The sequence below is a fragment of the Streptomyces sp. NPDC090083 genome (assembly GCF_044747445.1).
Lineage (GTDB): Bacteria > Actinomycetota > Actinomycetes > Streptomycetales > Streptomycetaceae > Streptomyces.
Genome location: NZ_JBIVED010000008.1, coordinates 438054 through 455839, shown reverse-complemented (window position 1 = coordinate 455839; position 17786 = coordinate 438054). Strand labels below are relative to the sequence as shown.

Here is a 17786-nt window from a genome sequence, read left to right as displayed (position 1 = left end):
ACGCCCGGTTACATTCCGAACCCGGAAGCTAAGCCTTACAGCGCCGATGGTACTGCAGGGGGGACCCTGTGGGAGAGTAGGACGCCGCCGAACAATCTTTGGAGGACCCCTGGTCCCAGCGTTCACGCTGGGACCAGGGGTCCTTTTGTTTTTCCAGAAACTTTCAGAAACACAGTCCGGAGCGCGCCGCGTAGCTGGCTGCGCGAGAATGACTTGCGGTACCGAAGACAGGAGTCACCGATGTCCACCAACTCTCCCGAGGACCGACCCGAGCGCGAGGAGCGGCGACGGGACAGTGGTGACCGCGGTGACCGTGGCGGGTACCGCGGAGGCCCGAGCCGTGGCAACGATCGCGGGGGCTACGGCCGCCGTGACGACAGCCGTGGTGGCGCCCCTCGCCGTGACGACCGTGGCGGGAGCGGTGGCGATCGCGGTGGTTATCGCGGACGGGACGACCGGTCCGCCGGCCCGCGTCGCGACGACCGGCCCGCGGGTGCGCGCCGTGACGACCGTCCGTCCGGCCCCCGTCGTGATGACCGTGGTGGCGAGCGCGGCGGGCGTCCCGGTGGCTTCCGTCGTGACGACAGCCGTGGTGAGCGTCCGCCGTTCCGGCGTGACGACCGCGGCGACAACCGTGGCGGTGATCGCCGCGACGACAACCGGGGCGATCGTGGTGGCTTCCGGCGCGATGACAGCCGTGGTGAGCGGCCTCCGTTCCGGCGTGACGACAACCGTGGCGGCGGTGGCGGTTTCCGGCGTGACGACAGTCGCGGTGAGCGTCCGCCGTTCCGCCGTGATGACCGGGGCGACAACCGGGGCGAGCGTCCTGCCTTCCGGCGTGACGACGACCGCGGCGACCGTGGCAGCTACCCCCGCCGTGACGACCGTCGCGATGACCGTCGTAGCGATGACCGCGGCAGTGGCGATCGCGGTGGGTTCCGCGGGCGGGACGACCGTTTCGCCGGCCCCCGCAGGGATGACCGCGGCGGCGATCGTGGCGGCTTCCGGCGTGATGACAGCCGTGGTGAGCGTCCGCCGTTCCGTCGTGACGACCGCAGCGACAACCGAGGCGACAGCCGTGGTGAGCGACCGCCCTTCCGGCGCGACGATCGCCGTGACGACCGCCGTGACGGTGACCGTCCTGCCTTCCGGCGTGACGACAACCGGGGCGACCGTGGCAGCTACCCCCGCCGTGACGACCGCTCCGCCGCCCCCCGTCGTGACGACCGGGGTGGGGACCGTCCGGCCTTCCGTCGTGACGACAGCAGGGGCGAGCGTCCCCCGTTCCGTCGTGATGAGCGGGGTGAGCGTCCTGCCTTCCGGCGTGACGACGACCGCGGTGACCGTGGCAGCTACTCCCGCCGTGATGACCGTTCCGCTGCCCCGCGTCGTGACGACCGTCCGTCCGGACCGCGCCGCGATGACCGCCGCGACGACCGTGGTGGCGAGCGCGGCGGACGTCCCGGTGGCTTCCGTCGGGATGACAGCCGTGGTGACCGTCCCGCGTTCCGGCGTGACGACGACCGCGGTGGCTACCCCCGCCGTGACGACCGTCGGGGCGACGACCGCCGCGGTGGTGGCAGCCGGTTCCGGGACGAGCGGGACCGTGACCGTGAGCCGATCAAGCGGCTGCCGATCCCCGAGGACGTCACGGGCGAGGAGATCGACAAGGACGTACGGCAGGAGCTGCTCAGCCTGCCGAAGGGGCTCGCGGAGGACGTCTCCAAGAACCTGGTGATGGTCGCCCGGCTCATCGACGAGGACCCTGAGGGCGCCTACGCCTACTCCAAGATCGCTCTGCGCCTGGCGTCGCGTGTCGCCGCCGTGCGTGAGGCGGCCGGGTTCGCCGCGTACGCCAACCAGAAGTACAGCGAGGCGCTGGCCGAGTTCCGGGCCGCGCGGCGGATGACCGGCAGCGTGGACCTGTGGCCCGTGATGGCCGACTGCGAGCGTGGGCTCGGGCGGCCCGAGAAGGCGCTGGAGATGGCCGGGGCCGCCGAGGTGCACAAGCTCGACAAGGCAGGCCAGGTCGAGATGCGGCTCGTCGCGGCCGGCGCCCGGCGTGACATGGACCAGCTCGACGCGGCGATCGTCACGCTGCAGAGCCCGGAGCTGGCCTCCAACACCGTGCAGCCGTGGACCGCGCGACTGCGGTACGCCTACGCCGACGCCCTGCTCGCCGCCGGGCGTGAGGACGAGGCTCGGGAGTGGTTCGCCAAGGCCGTCGAGTCCGACAAGGACGGCAGCACCGACGCGTCGGACCGGCTCGCCGAGATGGACGGGGTCGAGTTCGTCGACGCGTTCGTCGAGGACGACGACGAGGACGAGAGCGACACCGTGACGGACGCCGAGGCCGACGTCGATGTGGACGATGACGATGACGATGACGAGGTCGAGTTTCAGGACGACGTCTCCGTAGCCGACGAGTTGGATGACGAGGACGACGGCACCGAGGACGACGCCGTGGCCGAATCCAAGGACGACGTCGTCAAGGAGGGCGTCATCGAAAACGATGCTCCTCTTAAAGAGGACGACGACAAGAACTGACCCGCGTCGGTGAAGTGACAAGGGCGGGACCCCGGCACCCGGGGTCCCGCCCTTTCGCGTCTCCTGGGTCGAGGGCCGCGGCTCAGTCGTCCAGCGCGCGCAGCACCAGTCCTGATGCCGGTTTCGGGCCGAAGGACGTCGACTTGCGGGGCATCGTGACGCCCTGGCGGGCCAGGTCGCGGACGACTTCCTCGCGGACGGGGTGCATCAACACGGCCGTGCCGCCGTCCCGTTCGGCCTTGTGGACCGTGGCGGCGGTGTCGTGGATGTAGGCGATGCGGGCCGGGTCGTCCTCAGGGATGTGCCAGACGTGGTCCAGGAGAGTGGCGTGCAGGACGGTCGCGTCCAGGGTGCGCCAGGCGGCCGGGCGGTCGGCCGGGATCGTACGGGCCAGGAGGTCCGGGTCCGGGTGGTCGACCAGGTGGAAGGCGCCGTCGCCGGCGAGGAGGAAGGCGTTGCCCTCGCAGGCCGCGTCGGCGAGGGCTTCCAGGGCTTCCGGAAGGGGCACCTCCAGGTGCCGTACGCGGAACAGGCCCTCCAGGGCGGCGAGGGCGGTGGTGACCGGGACGCCGTGCAGGAGGCGGTGGATCGCGCGCACGCGGAGCGGGTAGCGGGCCGTGTCCACGAGGAGGACGAGGCCGTAGTCCCAGGGGCTGGGGGAGGGGTGCTCCGCGCGTAGACGTCGATAGGTCGCCCAGCGGTGGTGGCCGTCGGCGATCAGGGCCTGGTGGTGGGCCAGGTCCTGCTGGATGCGGGCCAGGTCGGCGGGGTCGGTGACCGACCAGAGGCGGTGGCTGTAGCCGTCCTCCGTGGTCGTCGACAGGAGTGCGGGGTCCTTGGCGACGCGTTCGACGACGGTCGTGGTGTCGGACGGCGTGCCGTTGCCGCGGTACGTCAGGAGCAGGGGTTCGAAGTTCGCCGAGGTGGCGCGCATGAGGGCCGCGCGGTCGGCGACGACGTGCGGCATGACGTCCTCGTGCGGCAGGACCACGCCCTCCGAGGGGTCCGACAGGCGCAGGGCGCCGATGACACCGCGCTGCAACATGCCGTTGCCGTCGTGCTGTTCGTAGACGTACAGGCCGGGCTCGGGGTCGGTGGTGAGGACGCCCTCGGCGAGCCAGCGGTGCAGGGTGTCGGCGGCCTGTTCGTTGCGGGCACTGGGGGTGGTGGCCTGCGGGAGGATCAGCCGGACGATGTTGTGCGGGTCGGAGTCCTGCAGATGGTGCACGCCGTCGGGGCGCACCACGACGTCGTACGGTGGGGACGTCACGGCCGCCAGGCTGCCGACCAGGTCGGGGTCGTAGCGAAGGCCTCGGAACGGGGTGAGTTCCAGGCCTCGGCGCTCCGTTGCTTCCGAGTGACCTGCGGTGTTCATCCCGGCATCGTACGTGTGTCAGTGGCATGCGGGATGATCGGGTGAAAGCGATCGAACGAGGAGCGATGTGGAATGAGCCAGAGCGTCAGGACGAGGCCCGAGGGCAGTGGCCGGGCCCTGAGCGAGGCGTACGACACGGCGCTGCTCGACCTCGACGGCGTGGTGTACGCGGGGGGTGAGGCGATCGCCCACGCGGTCGACTCGCTCGCCACCGCGCACGCGGGCGGGATGCGGCTGGCCTACGTCACGAACAACGCGCTGCGCACCCCGGACGCGGTGGCCGACCACCTCACCGAGCTGGGCATACCGACCGGCGCCGACGATGTGATCACCTCTGCGCAGGCCGTCGCCCGGCTGATCAGCGAGCAGGTGCCCGAGGGCTCCCGCGTGCTGGTGATCGGCGGGGAGGGGCTGCGGGTCGCGCTGCGCGAGCGCGGTCTTGAGCCCGTCGACTCGGCGGACGACGAGCCGGTGGCGGTCGTGCAGGGCTACGGCGGTCCCGACCTGGTGTGGTCGCGGTTCGCGGAGGCCTGTTACGCCATCGCGCGCGGGGTGCCGTGGTTCGCGTCCAACACCGACCTGACGATCCCGAGCGCGCGCGGCATCGCCCCGGGCAACGGCGCGGCGGTGGAGGTCGTGCGGATCGCGACCGGGGCCGAGCCGCAGGTCGCGGGCAAGCCGTTGCCGCCGATGCACAAGGAGACGATCCTGCGGACCGGTGCCGAGCGGCCGCTGGTCGTGGGGGACCGGCTGGACACGGACATCGAGGGGGCGTTCAACGGCGAGGTGGATTCGCTGCTCGTCCTGACCGGCGTGACCGACGGCCCGCAGTTGCTGGCCGCGCCGCCGCAGCACCGGCCGACGTACGTCGATGCCGATCTGCGGGGCATGCTCGCCGGGCAGCCCGAGGTCACCGAGGCGGGAGACGGCTTCCGGTGCGGTGGCTGGACGGCGACGGCGGGCCGTGACCGGCTGGAACTCGACGGTGAGGGCGAGGCGTTGGACGGGCTGCGCGCCCTGTGCGCGGCGGCCTGGACCGCGGCGGGCGACGGCTCCTGCGCGCTGGACGGCGAGAAGGCGCTGGCGCGGCTGGGGCTGTGACGGGGGAGACGGGGGAGAGGACGAGGGGCGCGGTCTCTGAGGGCGCTGGACGGCGGGCGAGTGGGACACGGCCTCCGGGTCACATGCGAGGGTAGGCTAACCTAACCTGGTGTTGGTCGACAGTCCCCCAGAACAGCGCGCGGAGACCGCCCCCGCGCCCCCAACCCACCGGGCGATACGTGTCCTTGGGCTCTTCGCCTCGGTGGCACTCCTGGTCCTCGTGGCCCTGGCCAGCATCGCGATCGGCGCGAAATCGCTGCCGTTGGGGGATGTGTGGCACGGCCTGTTCCACGACTCGGGGACCTATGCGGACGTCGTGGTCGGCGACCGCATCTCCCGTACGGTTCTCGGGCTGCTCGCCGGTGCCGCGCTCGGCCTGTCCGGCGCGGTCCTCCAGGCGCTCACCCGCAATCCCCTCGCGGACCCCGGTCTGCTCGGCATCAACGCCGGTGCCTCCGCCGCCGTCGTCACCGCGATCACGTACTTCGGCGTCACCTCGCTGAGCGGCTACGTCTGGTTCGCCTTCGCGGGCGCGGCCGTGGTCGGCGCGCTGGTCTGGTTCCTGGGCGGCAGCCGGGGCGCCACCCCCGTACGCCTCGCCCTCGCCGGCACCGCGATCAGCGCCGCTCTCTACGGCTACCTCCAGGCCGTCATGATCATGGACGACGCCGCGCTCTCCAAGATGCGCTTCTGGACGGTCGGTTCGCTGGCCTCGGCCACCGGCTCGACGATCACCCAGGTCGCGCCGTTCTTCGCCGTCGGCACGGTCGTCGCACTGCTGCTCGCCCGCCCCCTGAACGCGGTCGCGATGGGCGACGACACCGCCCGCGCCCTCGGCGCCGACCTCAACCGCACCCGCGCGCTCGCCATGCTCTCTGCGACCGTGCTGTGCGGAGCGGCGACCGCGGCCTGCGGCCCGATCGTCTTCGTCGGCCTGATGGTCCCGCACGTGGTGCGCTCCTTCACCGGCCCCGACCTGCGCTGGATCCTGCCGTACGCCACGATCCTGTCGCCCGTGCTGCTGCTCTCGGCGGACGTGCTCGGCCGGTTGGTCGCGCGGCCCGCGGAGCTCCAGGTCGGCATCGTCACCGCGATCATCGGCGGGCCGGTCTTCATCTATCTCGTACGACGGCGGAGGACGGCCCAGCTGTGAAGGCCACATCAACTCAGGCTCTCCGTACCCGAGCCGTACGGACCGGCGGCCTCTCGCTCCGCCTGGACCCGCGCGCCGTCACGGTCGTCGTCCTGCTCCTGGTCTGCGCGCTCGCGGCGAGCGTCGTGCTGATCGGCACCGGGGACTTCCCGCTCCCGGCCGGTGACGTCCTCAAGACGCTGTTCGGCGGCGGGAACGCGGGACAGGAGTTCATCGTCAACGAACTGCGGCTGCCCCGCGTCCTCGTCGGGCTCCTGGTCGGTGCCTCGCTCGGGCTCGGGGGCGCGCTGTTCCAGTCCATCTCCCGCAATCCGCTGGGCAGTCCGGACGTGCTCGGCCTCTCGCAGGGGTCGACGGCCGGGGCGCTCGTCATGATCGTGCTGCTCTCCGGCAGCGCGACCGCCGTCACCCTCGGGGCGCTCGTCGGCGGTCTGGTGACCGGGCTCGCGATCTATCTGCTCGCCTGGAAGCAGGGCGTGCACGGATACCGCCTGGTGCTCGTCGGCATCGGCGTCTCCGCCGTCGTCACCGCCGTCAACGGCTATCTGCTCACCAAGGCCGACCTCGTCGACGCGGCCCGCGCGGTCGTCTGGATGACCGGTTCCCTCAACGGCCGCGACTGGACGCAGGTCTGGCCGCTGCTCGCGCTGTGCGCCGTGCTCCTGCCGCTCGTCCTCGCCAACGGGCGCGGGCTGCGGATGATGGAGATGGGCGACGACGTGTCGTACGCCCTCGGCGTGCGCGTCGAGCGCGTACGGCTGCTCCTGCTGGTGGCCGCCGTGCTGCTCACCTCGGCCGCGACCGCCGCCGCCGGACCCGTCGGCTTCGTCGCGCTCACGGCACCGCAGCTCGCCCGCCGTCTGACCCGCTCGCCCGGTCCCAACCTGGTGCCCTCGCTCTGCATGGGCGCCACCCTGCTGGTCACCGCCGACTGGGCCTCCCAACGGGCGTTCGGCGCCGACCAGTTGCCCGTGGGCGTGGTCACCGGCGTCCTCGGCGGGGTCTACCTGCTGTGGCTCCTCGTCACCGAGCGGAAGGCGGGCCGGATATGAGCGCCGCCACGGACGTCCCCGCCGGCCCCTCCACGAACACCTCCCCGCACGCCCCCACGAGCGCCTCCCCTGACACCTCTGCGTACGCCTCTACAAACGCCTCTACGAACGCCTCGGCGAACGAGAACCACCGAAGGAGCACCGTGAACCGTCTGTCCGCCGAGAACGTCACCCTCGCCTACGACCAGCGCGTCATCGCGAGCGAGCTGTCCGTGGAGATACCCGACAACTCCTTCACGGTGATCGTCGGCCCGAACGCGTGCGGCAAGTCCACGCTGCTGCGCGCCCTGTCCCGGATGCTGAAGCCGAACGAGGGCCGGGTGCTGCTCGACGGGCAGGTCATCCAGTCGATGCCGGCGAAGAAGGTCGCGCGCACCCTGGGTCTGCTGCCCCAGTCGTCCATCGCGCCCGACGGCATCACCGTGGGCGACCTCGTGGGCCGCGGCCGGTACCCGCACCAGGGCATCCTGCGCCAGTGGTCCGCCGAGGACGAGCGCGTCGTACAGGAGTCGATGGCACAGACCGGGGTCGCCGAGCTGGCCGACCGCTATGTCGACGAACTCTCCGGCGGGCAGCGGCAGCGCGTGTGGATCGCGATGGCGCTGGCCCAGCAGACGCCCCTGCTGCTGCTCGACGAGCCGACCACCTACCTGGACATCCAGCACCAGATCGACGTCCTCGACCTCTGCGCCGAGCTGCACGAGGAGCAGGGCCGCACGCTGGTCGCGGTGCTGCACGACCTGAACCACGCGGCCCGGTACGCCACCCATCTCATCGCGCTGCGGGAGGGCTCGGTCATCGCGGAGGGCGCCCCGAGCGACATCGTCACGGCCGAGCTGGTCGAGGAGGTCTTCGGGCTGCGCTGCCAGGTCATCGACGACCCGGAGACGGGGACGCCGCTGGTGGTACCGGCGGCGCGCAAGGCACGCGCGCGTGCCGGGCGCGACACGGTGGCCGCCGCGAAAGCCTCCTGAACCGGACCGCTGAAGCGGGGTGCCGGAGCGGGTTACAGCAGCTTCCTGAGGCGGAACAGGTCGAACACGTTGGCCTCCAGCTTCACCCGGCCCGAGCCCCAGGCCTTGGCGAAGTTCAGGCCGCCGTCGACCATGGCCACCAGGTCGTCGCCGGCCATGGTCAGCCTGATCTGGGCCTTCTCCGCCGGAAGGCCCTGCACGGTCTCGTCCACCACGATCCGGCCGCCGGTGAGCCGGCCGACGAACGTGGTGTCGAGGTCGGTGATCCGGCAGCTGACCGAACGGTCCATGGCCGCGGCGGCGCGGACATTCCCATCGGCCTTCTGCATGGTGTCCGAGAGCTTCTCGAGTGCGGCGCGGCACTCCTCGATCGTTGCCATCGTGATCGACGGTACCCCAGGGCTTCGGGGTAGCGTCTGGGCATGAGCGACTCATTGCCCGAGGCCGAGCCCGGGGCCGTGGCGGAGGGGGCCGCGGAGGCCGTCGCGGAGGCGGAGCCCGCGTACGACCCGGCCGCCCCCGCGCCCCTGCACGTGGACCGCGCCCCGAGCGGCAACGCCGACGTCGACGCCCAGCTCGGGCGGCTTGCCGACACCGACCACCTCGCCACGGACGGCCATGTCGAGGTGTACGAGGATGTACACCGGGGGCTGCGCGACGCGCTCACCGCGCTGGACGCCCGACCGGGACCTCCGGCGCCCCCGACGACATACGACCGCAGGAGCTGAACCGAACGTGGCAGGAGTGGCACGCCGCCGTCTCGACGCCGAACTGGTCCGACGGAAGCTCGCGCGCTCGCGGGAGCACGCGAGCCAGCTGATCGCCGCCGGCCGGGTCACCGTGGGCAAGACCGTCGCGACCAAGCCCGCCACCCAGGTGGAGACCGCCGCCGCCATCGTGGTCGTACAGGACGACGACGATCCCGACTACGTCTCGCGGGGCGGCCACAAGCTCGCGGGCGCGCTGGCGGCCTTCGTGCCGCAGGGGCTCGTCGTCGAGGGCCGGCGGGCGCTGGACGCGGGCGCGTCCACCGGAGGCTTCACCGATGTGCTGCTGCGGGCGGGTGCCACGCAGGTCGTGGCGGTCGACGTCGGGTACGGACAACTCGCCTGGTCTCTGCAGAGCGATGAACGCGTCACCGTCAAGGACCGTACGAACGTACGCGAGTTGACGCTTGAAGCGATCGATGGGGAGCCTGTGGATCTTGTCGTGGGGGATCTGTCCTTCATCCCGCTCGGGCTGGTGCTGCCCGCCCTGGCGCGGTGCACGAAGCCGGACGCGGACCTGGTGATGATGGTCAAGCCGCAGTTCGAGGTGGGGAAGGAGCGGCTGGGCAGCGGCGGTGTCGTACGCAGCCCCGAACTACGGGCCGAGGCCGTGCGCGGAGTCGCCCGGCGGGCGGCCGAACTGGGGCTCGGAGTGCGGGGGGTCACCGCCAGCCCGCTGCCCGGGCCGTCGGGAAACGTCGAGTACTTTCTGTGGCTGCGGGCCGGCGCACCCGAACTGGACCCGGCCGATGTTGACCGTGCAGTGGCGGAGGGGCCGCGTTGACACAGAACCGAGCTCGTACTGTTTTCCTGCTCGCGCACACGGGTCGCCCCGCGGCCATCCGGAGTGCCGAACTGGTCGTGAAGGGCCTCCTGGAGTCCGGTATCGGAGTCCGCGTCCTGGAGTACGAGGCACGCGACCTGCCGCTGCCCCCCGAGGTGGAGACGGTCACCGAGGCCACCCCGCAGTGCCTTGAGGGCTGCGAACTGCTCATCGTCCTCGGCGGCGACGGCACGCTGCTGCGCGGGGCCGAGTTCGCGCGGGCGTCCGGGGTGCCGATGCTCGGCGTCAACCTCGGCAGCGTGGGCTTCCTCGCCGAGGCGGAGCGGGACGATCTCGACAAGGTCGTGGACCGGGTGGTCACCCGGGCGTACGAGGTCGAGGAGCGGATGACCGTCGATGTCGTCGTGCACAAGAACGGGAACATCGTGCACACGGACTGGGCGCTGAACGAGGCGGCGGTGCAGAAGGCCGGCGCGGAGAAGCTGCTCGAGGTCGTGCTGGAGATCGACGGGCGGCCGGTCACGGGGTTCGGGTGCGACGGGATCGTCTGCGCGACGCCCACCGGATCCACGGCGTACGCCTTCTCCGCCGGGGGGCCTGTGGTGTGGCCCGAGGTCGAGGCGCTGCTGATGGTGCCGATCAGCGCGCACGCGCTGTTCGCGAAGCCGTTGGTCACCTCGCCGGATTCGGTGCTCGCCGTGGAGGTGCTGCCGCACATCCCTCCGGGGGTCCTGTGGTGTGACGGGCGGCGGACCGTCGAACTGCCCGCCGGGGCCCGGGTCGAGGTCCGGCGGGGGGCCGTTCCGGTGCGGCTGGCCCGGCTGCACCACGCGTCGTTCACGGACCGGCTGGTCGCGAAGTTCGCGCTGCCCGTCTCCGGGTGGCGCGGGGCTCCGCACTGAGGTTCCGGCCGGCGGGGGCCGCGACACGGTCGCGCGCCCCTGGGCGGGATGCACTCCCCTGGGTGATATGTGGAGCGATGTTGCTTCCGTTCACCTGCTGCTTCCTCTCCGCGAGGTGGGGGGCGTCGCACAGGCGGCCCCCGACCTCGTAAGGTCGTGTCCGTGTTGGAGGAGATGCGGATACGGTCGCTCGGAGTCATCGACGACGCTGTCGTCGAGCTGTCGCCGGGGTTCACCGCTGTCACGGGTGAGACCGGTGCGGGAAAGACCATGGTCGTCACCAGTCTCGGGCTGCTGCTCGGAGGACGGGCGGACCCGGCGCTGGTGCGGATCGGGGCGAAGAACGCGGTCGTGGAGGGGCGGATCTCCGTGCCTCCGGGAGCCTCGGCCGTCCTGCGCGCCGAGGAGGCCGGTGCCGAGCTGGACGACGGGACGCTGCTCATCAGCCGTACCGTTTCCGCCGAAGGCCGGTCCCGGGCGCATCTGGGCGGGCGCTCCGTGCCGGTGGGGTTGTTGGCCGAGCTGGCCGACGACCTGGTCGCCGTGCACGGGCAGACCGATCAGCAGGGGCTGCTGAAGCAGTCCCGGCAGCGGCAGGCGCTCGACCGGTACGCCGGGGACGCCGTCACCGGGCCGCTCGCCAAGTACGGCGAGGCGTACCGCCGACTGCGTGCCGTCGCCGTCGAGTTGGACGAGATCACCACCCGCGCGCGTGAACGGGCCCAGGAAGCCGACATGTTGCGCTACGGCCTCGACGAGATCGCCGGCGTCGAGCCGCGTCCCGGAGAGGACGTCGAACTCGCCGCCGAAGCCGAACGGCTCGGTCACGCCGAGGCGTTGGCGTCCGCCGCGACGGCCGCCCATGCCGCGCTCGCCGGGAACCCCGAGGACCCCGAGGGCATCGACGCCACGACGCTCGTCGCGGGCGCGCAGCGCGCCCTGGAGGCCGTACGCTCCCACGACTCCGAACTCGCCTCCCTCACCGACCGGATCGGCGAGATCGGCATCCTTCTGGGCGATGTGGCGGGGGAGTTGGCGGGGTACGCCGACGACCTGGACGCGGATCCGCTGCGGCTGGCCGCCGTCGAGGAACGCCGGGCGGCCCTCAACGCGCTCACCCGGAAGTACGGCGAGGACATCACCGCCGTGCTCGCGTACGCCGAGCAGGGCGCCTCGCGGCTGACCGAGCTAGACGGCGACGACGAACGCATCGACGAGTTGACCGCCGAGCGGGACGCGCTCCGCGGTGAACTGGGCGGTCTCGCGCAGGCGTTGACCGACGCCCGCACGGAGGCCGCCGAACGCTTCGCCGCCGCGGTGACCGCGGAGCTGGCGTCCCTCGCGATGCCGCACGCGCGAGTGTCGTTCGAGATCCGGCAGACCGAGGACCCGGAGGGCGTCGAGGTCGGAGGCCGTGCGGTCGCCTACGGCCCGTCGGGCGTCGACGAGGTCGAACTGCTCCTCGCCCCGCACCCGGGCGCTCCGCCCCGGCCCATCGCCAAGGGCGCGTCCGGCGGCGAGCTGTCCCGCGTGATGCTCGCCGTGGAGGTCGTGTTCGCGGGCACCGACCCCGTCCCGACGTATCTCTTCGACGAGGTCGACGCGGGCGTCGGCGGCAAGGCGGCGGTCGAGATCGGACGCCGTCTCGCGAAGCTCGCCAAGACCGCGCAGGTCGTCGTCGTCACCCACCTGCCCCAGGTCGCCGCCTTCGCCGACCGGCAGCTCCTGGTCGAGAAGACCAACGACGGCTCCGTGACCCGCTCCGGCGTGAAGGTCCTCGAAGGCGAGGAGCGCGTACGGGAGTTGTCCCGCATGCTGGCCGGCCAGGAGGACTCGGAGACGGCACGCGCGCACGCGGAGGAACTGCTGGCCACGGCACGGGCGGACGGGTAGCGGGCGGCTCCGCGCACTGGTCGGCGAGCCCTCCGCGCAGGGCCGGTGGAGCGTGCCGCCGCCGTGGTGGCCGCCGCGGTGCACGGGGGCGGGGTGAGCGAGGCGGTGCGGGCGGGCTGACCCGGGCAGCCCGTTCCGGGCGCGCCGTCCCCATCACTCGTACGGGTGACACCCGTGCCCCTGTTGCCCCTCCGCACGGCCCCCACGCCCTCCGGCGTTGCCGGAACACCCGTACGTGCTGGCATCCTTGAGTCGGAACGCGTAGGAAGCGTGCGGTACACCCCCTCCGCCCGATCCTTCTGTACTTTCTTCGTGACCGCCCGTCGCCGAATCAGGAGCCCCGGCCACGTGACCCCCGTGAGCAGCCACTCACCGCACGGCCAGTCGCCGCTGCGCACCGTGCAGGTGCTCGGCGGAGGCAACGCCGCGAGCAGCGCGCATGTGCGCTCCCTGGCCTCCGGGCTCGTCGCGCGGGGCGTGCGCGTGACGGTGTGCGCCCCCGTCGAGGCCGATCACACCTACGACTTCACGGGCGTCGGCGCCGATCACGTGCACGTGCCCCGCAGCAGCGACCCGGCGTCCGTCGCCGCGCTCCGGGCCGCCTGCGCGGACGCCGACCTGGTGCACGCGCACGGGCTGCACGCCTCCTTCCGCGCCGTCCTCGCCCTCAGCGGCCGCCGCACCCCGCTCGTCGTGACCTGGCACAACCGCACCCATGCCGAGGGAGCCAGGGCGCACCTGCTGCGGCTGCTGGAGCGGCGGGTCGTGAAGGCCGCCGTGGTGGTGCTGGGGACCACGTCCGACCTCGTCGACCGGGCCCGGCGCACCGGCGCCCGGGACGCCCGCCTCGCCGCCGTCGCCCTGCCCGGCCCCCGCCGACCCGCCGCCGACCATGACGACCCCGACGGGTTCGGCCCCAAGCTCCGGGCCGAACTCGGTGCCACCGAACGCCCGTTGCTCGTCGCCGTCGGCTCCCTCGACCGGGAGCGCGGCTACGACACCCTCCTGGACGCCTCGCGCGGCTGGTGCCGGCTCGATCCGACGCCCTTGCTGGTGATCGCGGGGGAGGGCCCGTTGCGGGGCGCGTTGCAGCGCCGCATCGAGGACGAGGAGCTGCCGGTCCGGCTCATCGGGCGGCGCGACGACGTGAGCGAGATCCTCGCCGCCGCCGATGTGGCACTCCTGCCCAGCAGTTGGGAGTCCCGCTCGGTGATCGCCCAGGAGGCCCTGCGCGCCCGCGTCCCGCTCGTCGCGACCGCCGTCGGCGGCATCCCCGAACTCGTCGGCGACGCCGCCGAACTCGTGCCCTACGGCGACGCGAAGGCCCTCGCCGACGCGGTCACCGGCCTGCTGCGCGACCCGGAACGCCGGGAACTGCTGCGGGAGAAGGGCGCCCGGCAGGCGGCGAGTTGGCCGACCGAGGACGAGACCGTCGCTCAAGTGCTGAGCGTGTACGACGAGTTGACCCAGCCGCTGCCGTTCACCTGAGGGCGGTGTTTCAGGGGACGAGCCTGCGGGCGCGCAGCGCCAGGCTCAACGCCAGTACCGTCTGCGGGTCTTCGAGGTCGGTGCCGAGCAACTCCCCTATCCGGGCCAGCCGGTTGTAGAGGGTCTGCCGGTTGAGGTGCAGCTCGCGGGCGGTCTCCGCCTTGCGGCCCGCGTGCGCCAAGTACGTCTCCAGGGTGGGCAGCAGCGGCGGCTTGGAGCGGTTGTCGTGGTCGCGGAGCGGGCCGATCGCGCGGTCCACGAAGGCCGCCAGGTCGGGATGGTCGCGCAGCCGCCACAGCAGCAGCTCGATGTCGAGGCGCCGCGCGTCGTACCAGGGCCGGTCGGACAGGCCCTGCGCCGCCGTCGCGGTCTCGGCCGCGTGCCGCAGCCCCGCCGAGGCCGCCGCCCAGCCGCCGGCCACCCCGACGACCACGATCGGCGGCTGCGCGCCCGGGCGTTGCATCCCGGCGCGCTCGACTCCCGCACGCAGCGCTGCCGCCACCCGGTCCGCGACGGCCGACCGCTCCGACTCCGAGCGCAGGCCGAGGAGCAGCGGGACGCGGCCCTCGACCGGCCGTACGCCCAGCAGGACCGGGACTCCCACCGAGGCCAGCTCCTCGGCGACCGCGCGGGCCAGGACCGCCCAGCCGCCGCCGGGTGCGGCGAGTGCGTCGCCGAGCCGCATGACCACCGGGAGCAGCGGGCTGCTGCCGGGCTTGAAGCCCAGGACCCGGGCCTGCGCCGGGGCGTCGTCGGCGGCGATGCGCCCCTCGGCGAGGTCGGTGAGGAAGTCGCCGCGTCCGCGCGCCGCCAGCTCCTCCTCCTGGCGGGCCTGCATGAGGACCACGGCGAGGCTGCCCGCGGCCCGTTCGGCGGCGATGCGGTGCACCGGCGCGAGCGGCCCCAGGACCGGAAGCAGCACGATCCGCGCCCGTACCGAACCCGTGCCGGGACCGCCCCCGGGCACGTCCACCAGGACCGAACCGGCGGGTGGCGAGGCGTCCTTGTGCTGACCGCGCAGGCCTTCCCACACCTGGAGCGGGTCCGCGCCCTCGGGCCCCGACCCGGCCGCGTACAGGAGTTGGCCGTCCGGGGTCTCCAGGAAGACCGGGTTGCCGCTGAAGTCGGCCAGGATGCCCAGGACTTGGGGGATTCCGCCGCCGCCGAGCAGGGCCTCCGTGCAGCGCCGGTGGACCTCCTCGGCCTGCTGGAGCAGCGCGTAGTGGCCGTTGACGATCTCGGTGTGGATCTCCTCGGTGACCGCGACGAACGGCACCTCGCGGTGCAGCTGGACGAGGGGGAGGCCGGTCGCCCGGGCGGTCTCCACCAGGGTCGCGGGGAGCCGGGTGAAGCGCGGGCCCAGTTCGACGACCAGGGCCGCGATGCCGCGCTCGGCGAGGGTGCGGACGAACGCGCGCTGCTCCGCCGGGCGCGTACCGAGGCCGTAGCCCGTGGTCAGCAGGAGTTCGCCGCCCTTGAGGAGGGAGGCGATGTTCGGGACCTCGCCCGCGTGCACCCAGCGCACGGTCCGCTGGAGGCGGTCGGCGCCGGCCAGGATCTCCGGCAGCCCGCTGCGCAGCCCGGGCAGCTCCAGCGCCCGCTGAACGGTGATGCCGGCGCCCTGGCTGTCGAATGTGCTGTCCGTACGGCTCTCCATGCAGCGGACGGTACCTGCGGGAACGCCCCGGACACATCTCGGGTCCGGGGCGTGCGCGCGGCGGGGTCAGCCGCCGTAGGCCCCCGAGGCCGTCAGGCGCAGGGCCGTGTCGATCAGGGGGACGTGGCTGAAGGCCTGCGGGAAGTTGCCGACCTGGCGCTGCAGGCGCGGGTCCCACTCCTCGGCCAGCAGGCCCAGGTCGTTGCGGAGCGAGAGGAGCTTCTCGAAGAGCTTGCGGGCCTCGTCCACGCGGCCGATCATCGCGAGGTCGTCCGCCATCCAGAACGAGCAGGCCAGGAAGGCGCCCTCGTCCCCGGGGAGACCGTCGACGCCCTCGTCCTCGCCCGAGGTCGGGTAGCGCAGGATGAAGCCGTCCGGCGTGGACAGTTCGCGCTGGATCGCCTCGATCGTGCCGATCACGCGCTTGTCGTCCGGGGGCAGGAAGCCCATCTGCGGGATGAGCAGCAGCGAGGCGTCCAGCTCCTTCGAGCCGTACGACTGCGTGAAGGTGTTGCGCTCCTTGTCGTAGCCGCGCTCGCACACGTCCCGGTGGATGTCGTCGCGCAGCTCGCGCCACTTCTCCAGCGGGCCGTCCGCGTCGCCCGACTCGATCAGCTTGATCGTGCGGTCGACCGCGACCCAGGCCATCACCTTCGAGTGCACGAAGTGGCGGCGCGGGCCGCGCACCTCCCAGATGCCCTCGTCCGGCTCGTCCCAGTGCTTCTCCAGGTAGCGGATCAGCTTCAGCTGGAGCAGGGAGGCGTAGTCGTTGCGGGCCAGGCCCGTCATGTGGGCCAGGTGCAGGGCCTCGGTGACCTCGCCGTAGACGTCCAGCTGGAGCTGGTGCGCGGCGCCGTTGCCGACCCGGACCGGGCCGGAGTTCTCGTAGCCCGGCAGCCAGTCCAGCTCCGCCTCGCCGAGCTCCCGCTCGCCGGCGATGCCGTACATGATCTGCAGGTTCTCCGGGTCGCCCGCGACGGCGCGCAGCAGCCACTCGCGCCAGGCGCGGGCCTCCTCGCGGTAGCCGGTGCGCAGCAGCGAGGAGAGGGTGATGGCCGCGTCGCGGAGCCAGGTGTAGCGGTAGTCCCAGTTGCGGACGCCGCCGATCTCCTCCGGGAGGGAGGTGGTGGGCGCGGCGACGATGCCGCCCGTCGGGGCGTACGTCAGGGCCTTCAGCGTGATCAGGGAGCGGACCACGGCCTCGCGGTACGGGCCGTGGTAGGTGCACTGCTCGACCCAGTCGCGCCAGAAGTCCTCGGTGGCCTCCAGCGACTGCTCCGGCTCGGGGAGCGGCGGCGGCTGCTTGTGCGAGGGCTCCCAGGAGATGGTGAACGCGATGCGGTCACCGGGGGCGACGGTGAAGTCCGAGTACGTGGTCAGGGACTTTCCGTAGGTCTCGCAGTCGGTGTCGAACCACACCGAGTCGGGGCCCGCGACGGCGACCGTGCGGCCCTCGTGCTTGTGCACCCAGGGCACGACCCGGCCGTAGGAGAAACGCATCCGCAGGGCCGAGCGCATCGGGACGCGGCCGGAGATGCCCTCGACGATGCGGATCAGCTGGGGGGCGCCGTCGCGCGGGGGCATGAAATCGGTCACGCGGACCGTGCCCCGCGGGGTGTCCCACTCGGACTCGAGGATCAGCGAGTCACCGCGGTAGCCGCGCCGGGCCGCGGTGGGCGGCTGCGCGTCGGCGGCGTGGGCCGGGCCCAGCCGCCAGAAGCCGTGTTCCTCGGTGCCGAGCAGACCGGCGAAGATGGCATGGGAGTCGAAACGGGGCAGGCACAGCCAGTCCACCGTGCCGTCCCGGCAGACCAGGGCAGCGGTCTGCATGTCTCCGATGAGTGCGTAATCTTCGATGCGCCCGGCCACGTGCAACTCCAGTCGAACGGCCACGTCGCCCCATGCGAAAGGGGCGGTCGCTGTGTGCGGTCAAGGGATCGTTTGTAGTGCGTCGTTGAGCCATGAAGCAAATGGGGGTCGTTGCTCAACGAACTGACGAGCTCTCGTTGTTCCGGGAGATACGGGCGGGGGTGGTGCCGTGTTCCGGACCGGCTCGGCAGCGAGTGTCCGAGCAGGATACGACGCACGTAGAT

Annotated in this window: 14 protein-coding genes and 1 rRNA gene; 11 read left to right on the top strand and 4 right to left on the bottom strand. The window is 72.4% G+C overall.

Annotated elements, in window-relative coordinates:
• Together rrf and ACIPTO_RS28555 are read left to right on the top strand one after the other, a co-directional pair.
• Positions 1-93: ribosomal RNA gene (gene rrf, locus ACIPTO_RS28560) — 5S ribosomal RNA — on the top strand; the annotation flags it as partial.
• Between the two features lie 1527 nt (positions 94-1620).
• Positions 1621-2547, top strand: coding sequence for a hypothetical protein (locus tag ACIPTO_RS28555; protein WP_401196788.1), 927 nt, complete (start codon positions 1621-1623; stop codon positions 2545-2547).
• A gap of 82 nt (positions 2548-2629) precedes the next feature.
• On the opposite strand, the gene ACIPTO_RS28550 is transcribed toward ACIPTO_RS28555, so the two are convergent.
• On the bottom strand, positions 2630-3922 hold the full coding sequence (locus ACIPTO_RS28550) for a DUF1015 domain-containing protein (RefSeq protein WP_401196773.1): 1293 nt from the start codon (positions 3920-3922) through the stop codon (positions 2630-2632).
• Positions 3923-3994: 72 nt separating this feature from the next.
• Between ACIPTO_RS28550 and ACIPTO_RS28545 the strand changes: the two genes are divergently transcribed.
• From ACIPTO_RS28545 to ACIPTO_RS28530, 4 genes are all read left to right on the top strand, one after another.
• Positions 3995-5023, top strand: coding sequence for an HAD hydrolase-like protein (locus ACIPTO_RS28545; RefSeq protein WP_401196770.1), 1029 nt, complete (start codon positions 3995-3997; stop codon positions 5021-5023).
• A 109-nt stretch (positions 5024-5132) separates the two neighbouring features.
• Positions 5133-6176: an iron chelate uptake ABC transporter family permease subunit gene (locus ACIPTO_RS28540; protein WP_366321644.1), complete on the top strand. Its 1044-nt coding sequence runs from the start codon at positions 5133-5135 to the stop codon at positions 6174-6176.
• A complete protein-coding gene (locus ACIPTO_RS28535; RefSeq protein WP_401196768.1) occupies positions 6173-7228 on the top strand; it encodes a FecCD family ABC transporter permease in 1056 nt (351 codons plus the stop codon). Before ACIPTO_RS28540 ends, ACIPTO_RS28535 begins: the two co-directional genes overlap by 4 nt.
• Positions 7229-7371: 143 nt before the next feature.
• Positions 7372-8202, top strand: a complete 831-nt coding sequence (locus tag ACIPTO_RS28530; protein WP_401196766.1) for an ABC transporter ATP-binding protein — start codon at positions 7372-7374, stop codon at positions 8200-8202.
• A 32-nt stretch (positions 8203-8234) separates the two neighbouring features.
• Here ACIPTO_RS28530 and ACIPTO_RS28525 read toward each other — a convergent pair whose 3' ends face one another.
• Positions 8235-8582 carry an SCP2 sterol-binding domain-containing protein gene (locus ACIPTO_RS28525; RefSeq protein WP_366321638.1) on the bottom strand — a complete coding sequence of 116 codons (348 nt, stop codon included), beginning with the start codon at positions 8580-8582 and terminating at the stop codon, positions 8235-8237.
• 42 nt (positions 8583-8624) lie between these two features.
• Between ACIPTO_RS28525 and ACIPTO_RS28520 the strand changes: the two genes are divergently transcribed.
• The 5 genes from ACIPTO_RS28520 to ACIPTO_RS28500 all read left to right on the top strand — a co-directional run bounded on the left by ACIPTO_RS28520 (position 8625) and on the right by ACIPTO_RS28500 (position 14036).
• A complete protein-coding gene (locus ACIPTO_RS28520; RefSeq protein WP_366321636.1) occupies positions 8625-8930 on the top strand; it encodes a hypothetical protein in 306 nt (101 codons plus the stop codon).
• Between the two features lie 7 nt (positions 8931-8937).
• Positions 8938-9753 (top strand): TlyA family RNA methyltransferase, encoded by an 816-nt coding sequence (locus ACIPTO_RS28515; protein WP_366321634.1) that lies wholly within the window; start codon positions 8938-8940, stop codon positions 9751-9753.
• A complete protein-coding gene (locus tag ACIPTO_RS28510) occupies positions 9750-10655 on the top strand; it encodes an NAD kinase (RefSeq protein ID WP_366321633.1) in 906 nt (301 codons plus the stop codon). Before ACIPTO_RS28515 ends, ACIPTO_RS28510 begins: the two co-directional genes overlap by 4 nt.
• Positions 10656-10829: 174 nt before the next feature.
• Positions 10830-12548 (top strand): DNA repair protein RecN, encoded by a 1719-nt coding sequence (recN, locus tag ACIPTO_RS28505; RefSeq protein WP_366321671.1) that lies wholly within the window; start codon positions 10830-10832, stop codon positions 12546-12548.
• A gap of 348 nt (positions 12549-12896) precedes the next feature.
• Positions 12897-14036, top strand: coding sequence for a glycosyltransferase family 4 protein (locus ACIPTO_RS28500; RefSeq protein ID WP_401196762.1), 1140 nt, complete (start codon positions 12897-12899; stop codon positions 14034-14036).
• Between the two features lie 10 nt (positions 14037-14046).
• On the opposite strand, the gene ACIPTO_RS28495 is transcribed toward ACIPTO_RS28500, so the two are convergent.
• Both ACIPTO_RS28495 and ACIPTO_RS28490 read right to left on the bottom strand, forming a co-directional pair.
• Positions 14047-15693, bottom strand: coding sequence for a PucR family transcriptional regulator (locus ACIPTO_RS28495; protein ID WP_366321629.1), 1647 nt, complete (start codon positions 15691-15693; stop codon positions 14047-14049).
• A gap of 66 nt (positions 15694-15759) precedes the next feature.
• Positions 15760-17562: a glycoside hydrolase family 15 protein gene (locus ACIPTO_RS28490; protein ID WP_366321627.1), complete on the bottom strand. Its 1803-nt coding sequence runs from the start codon at positions 17560-17562 to the stop codon at positions 15760-15762.
• Between the last annotated feature and the right edge of the window lie 224 nt (positions 17563-17786).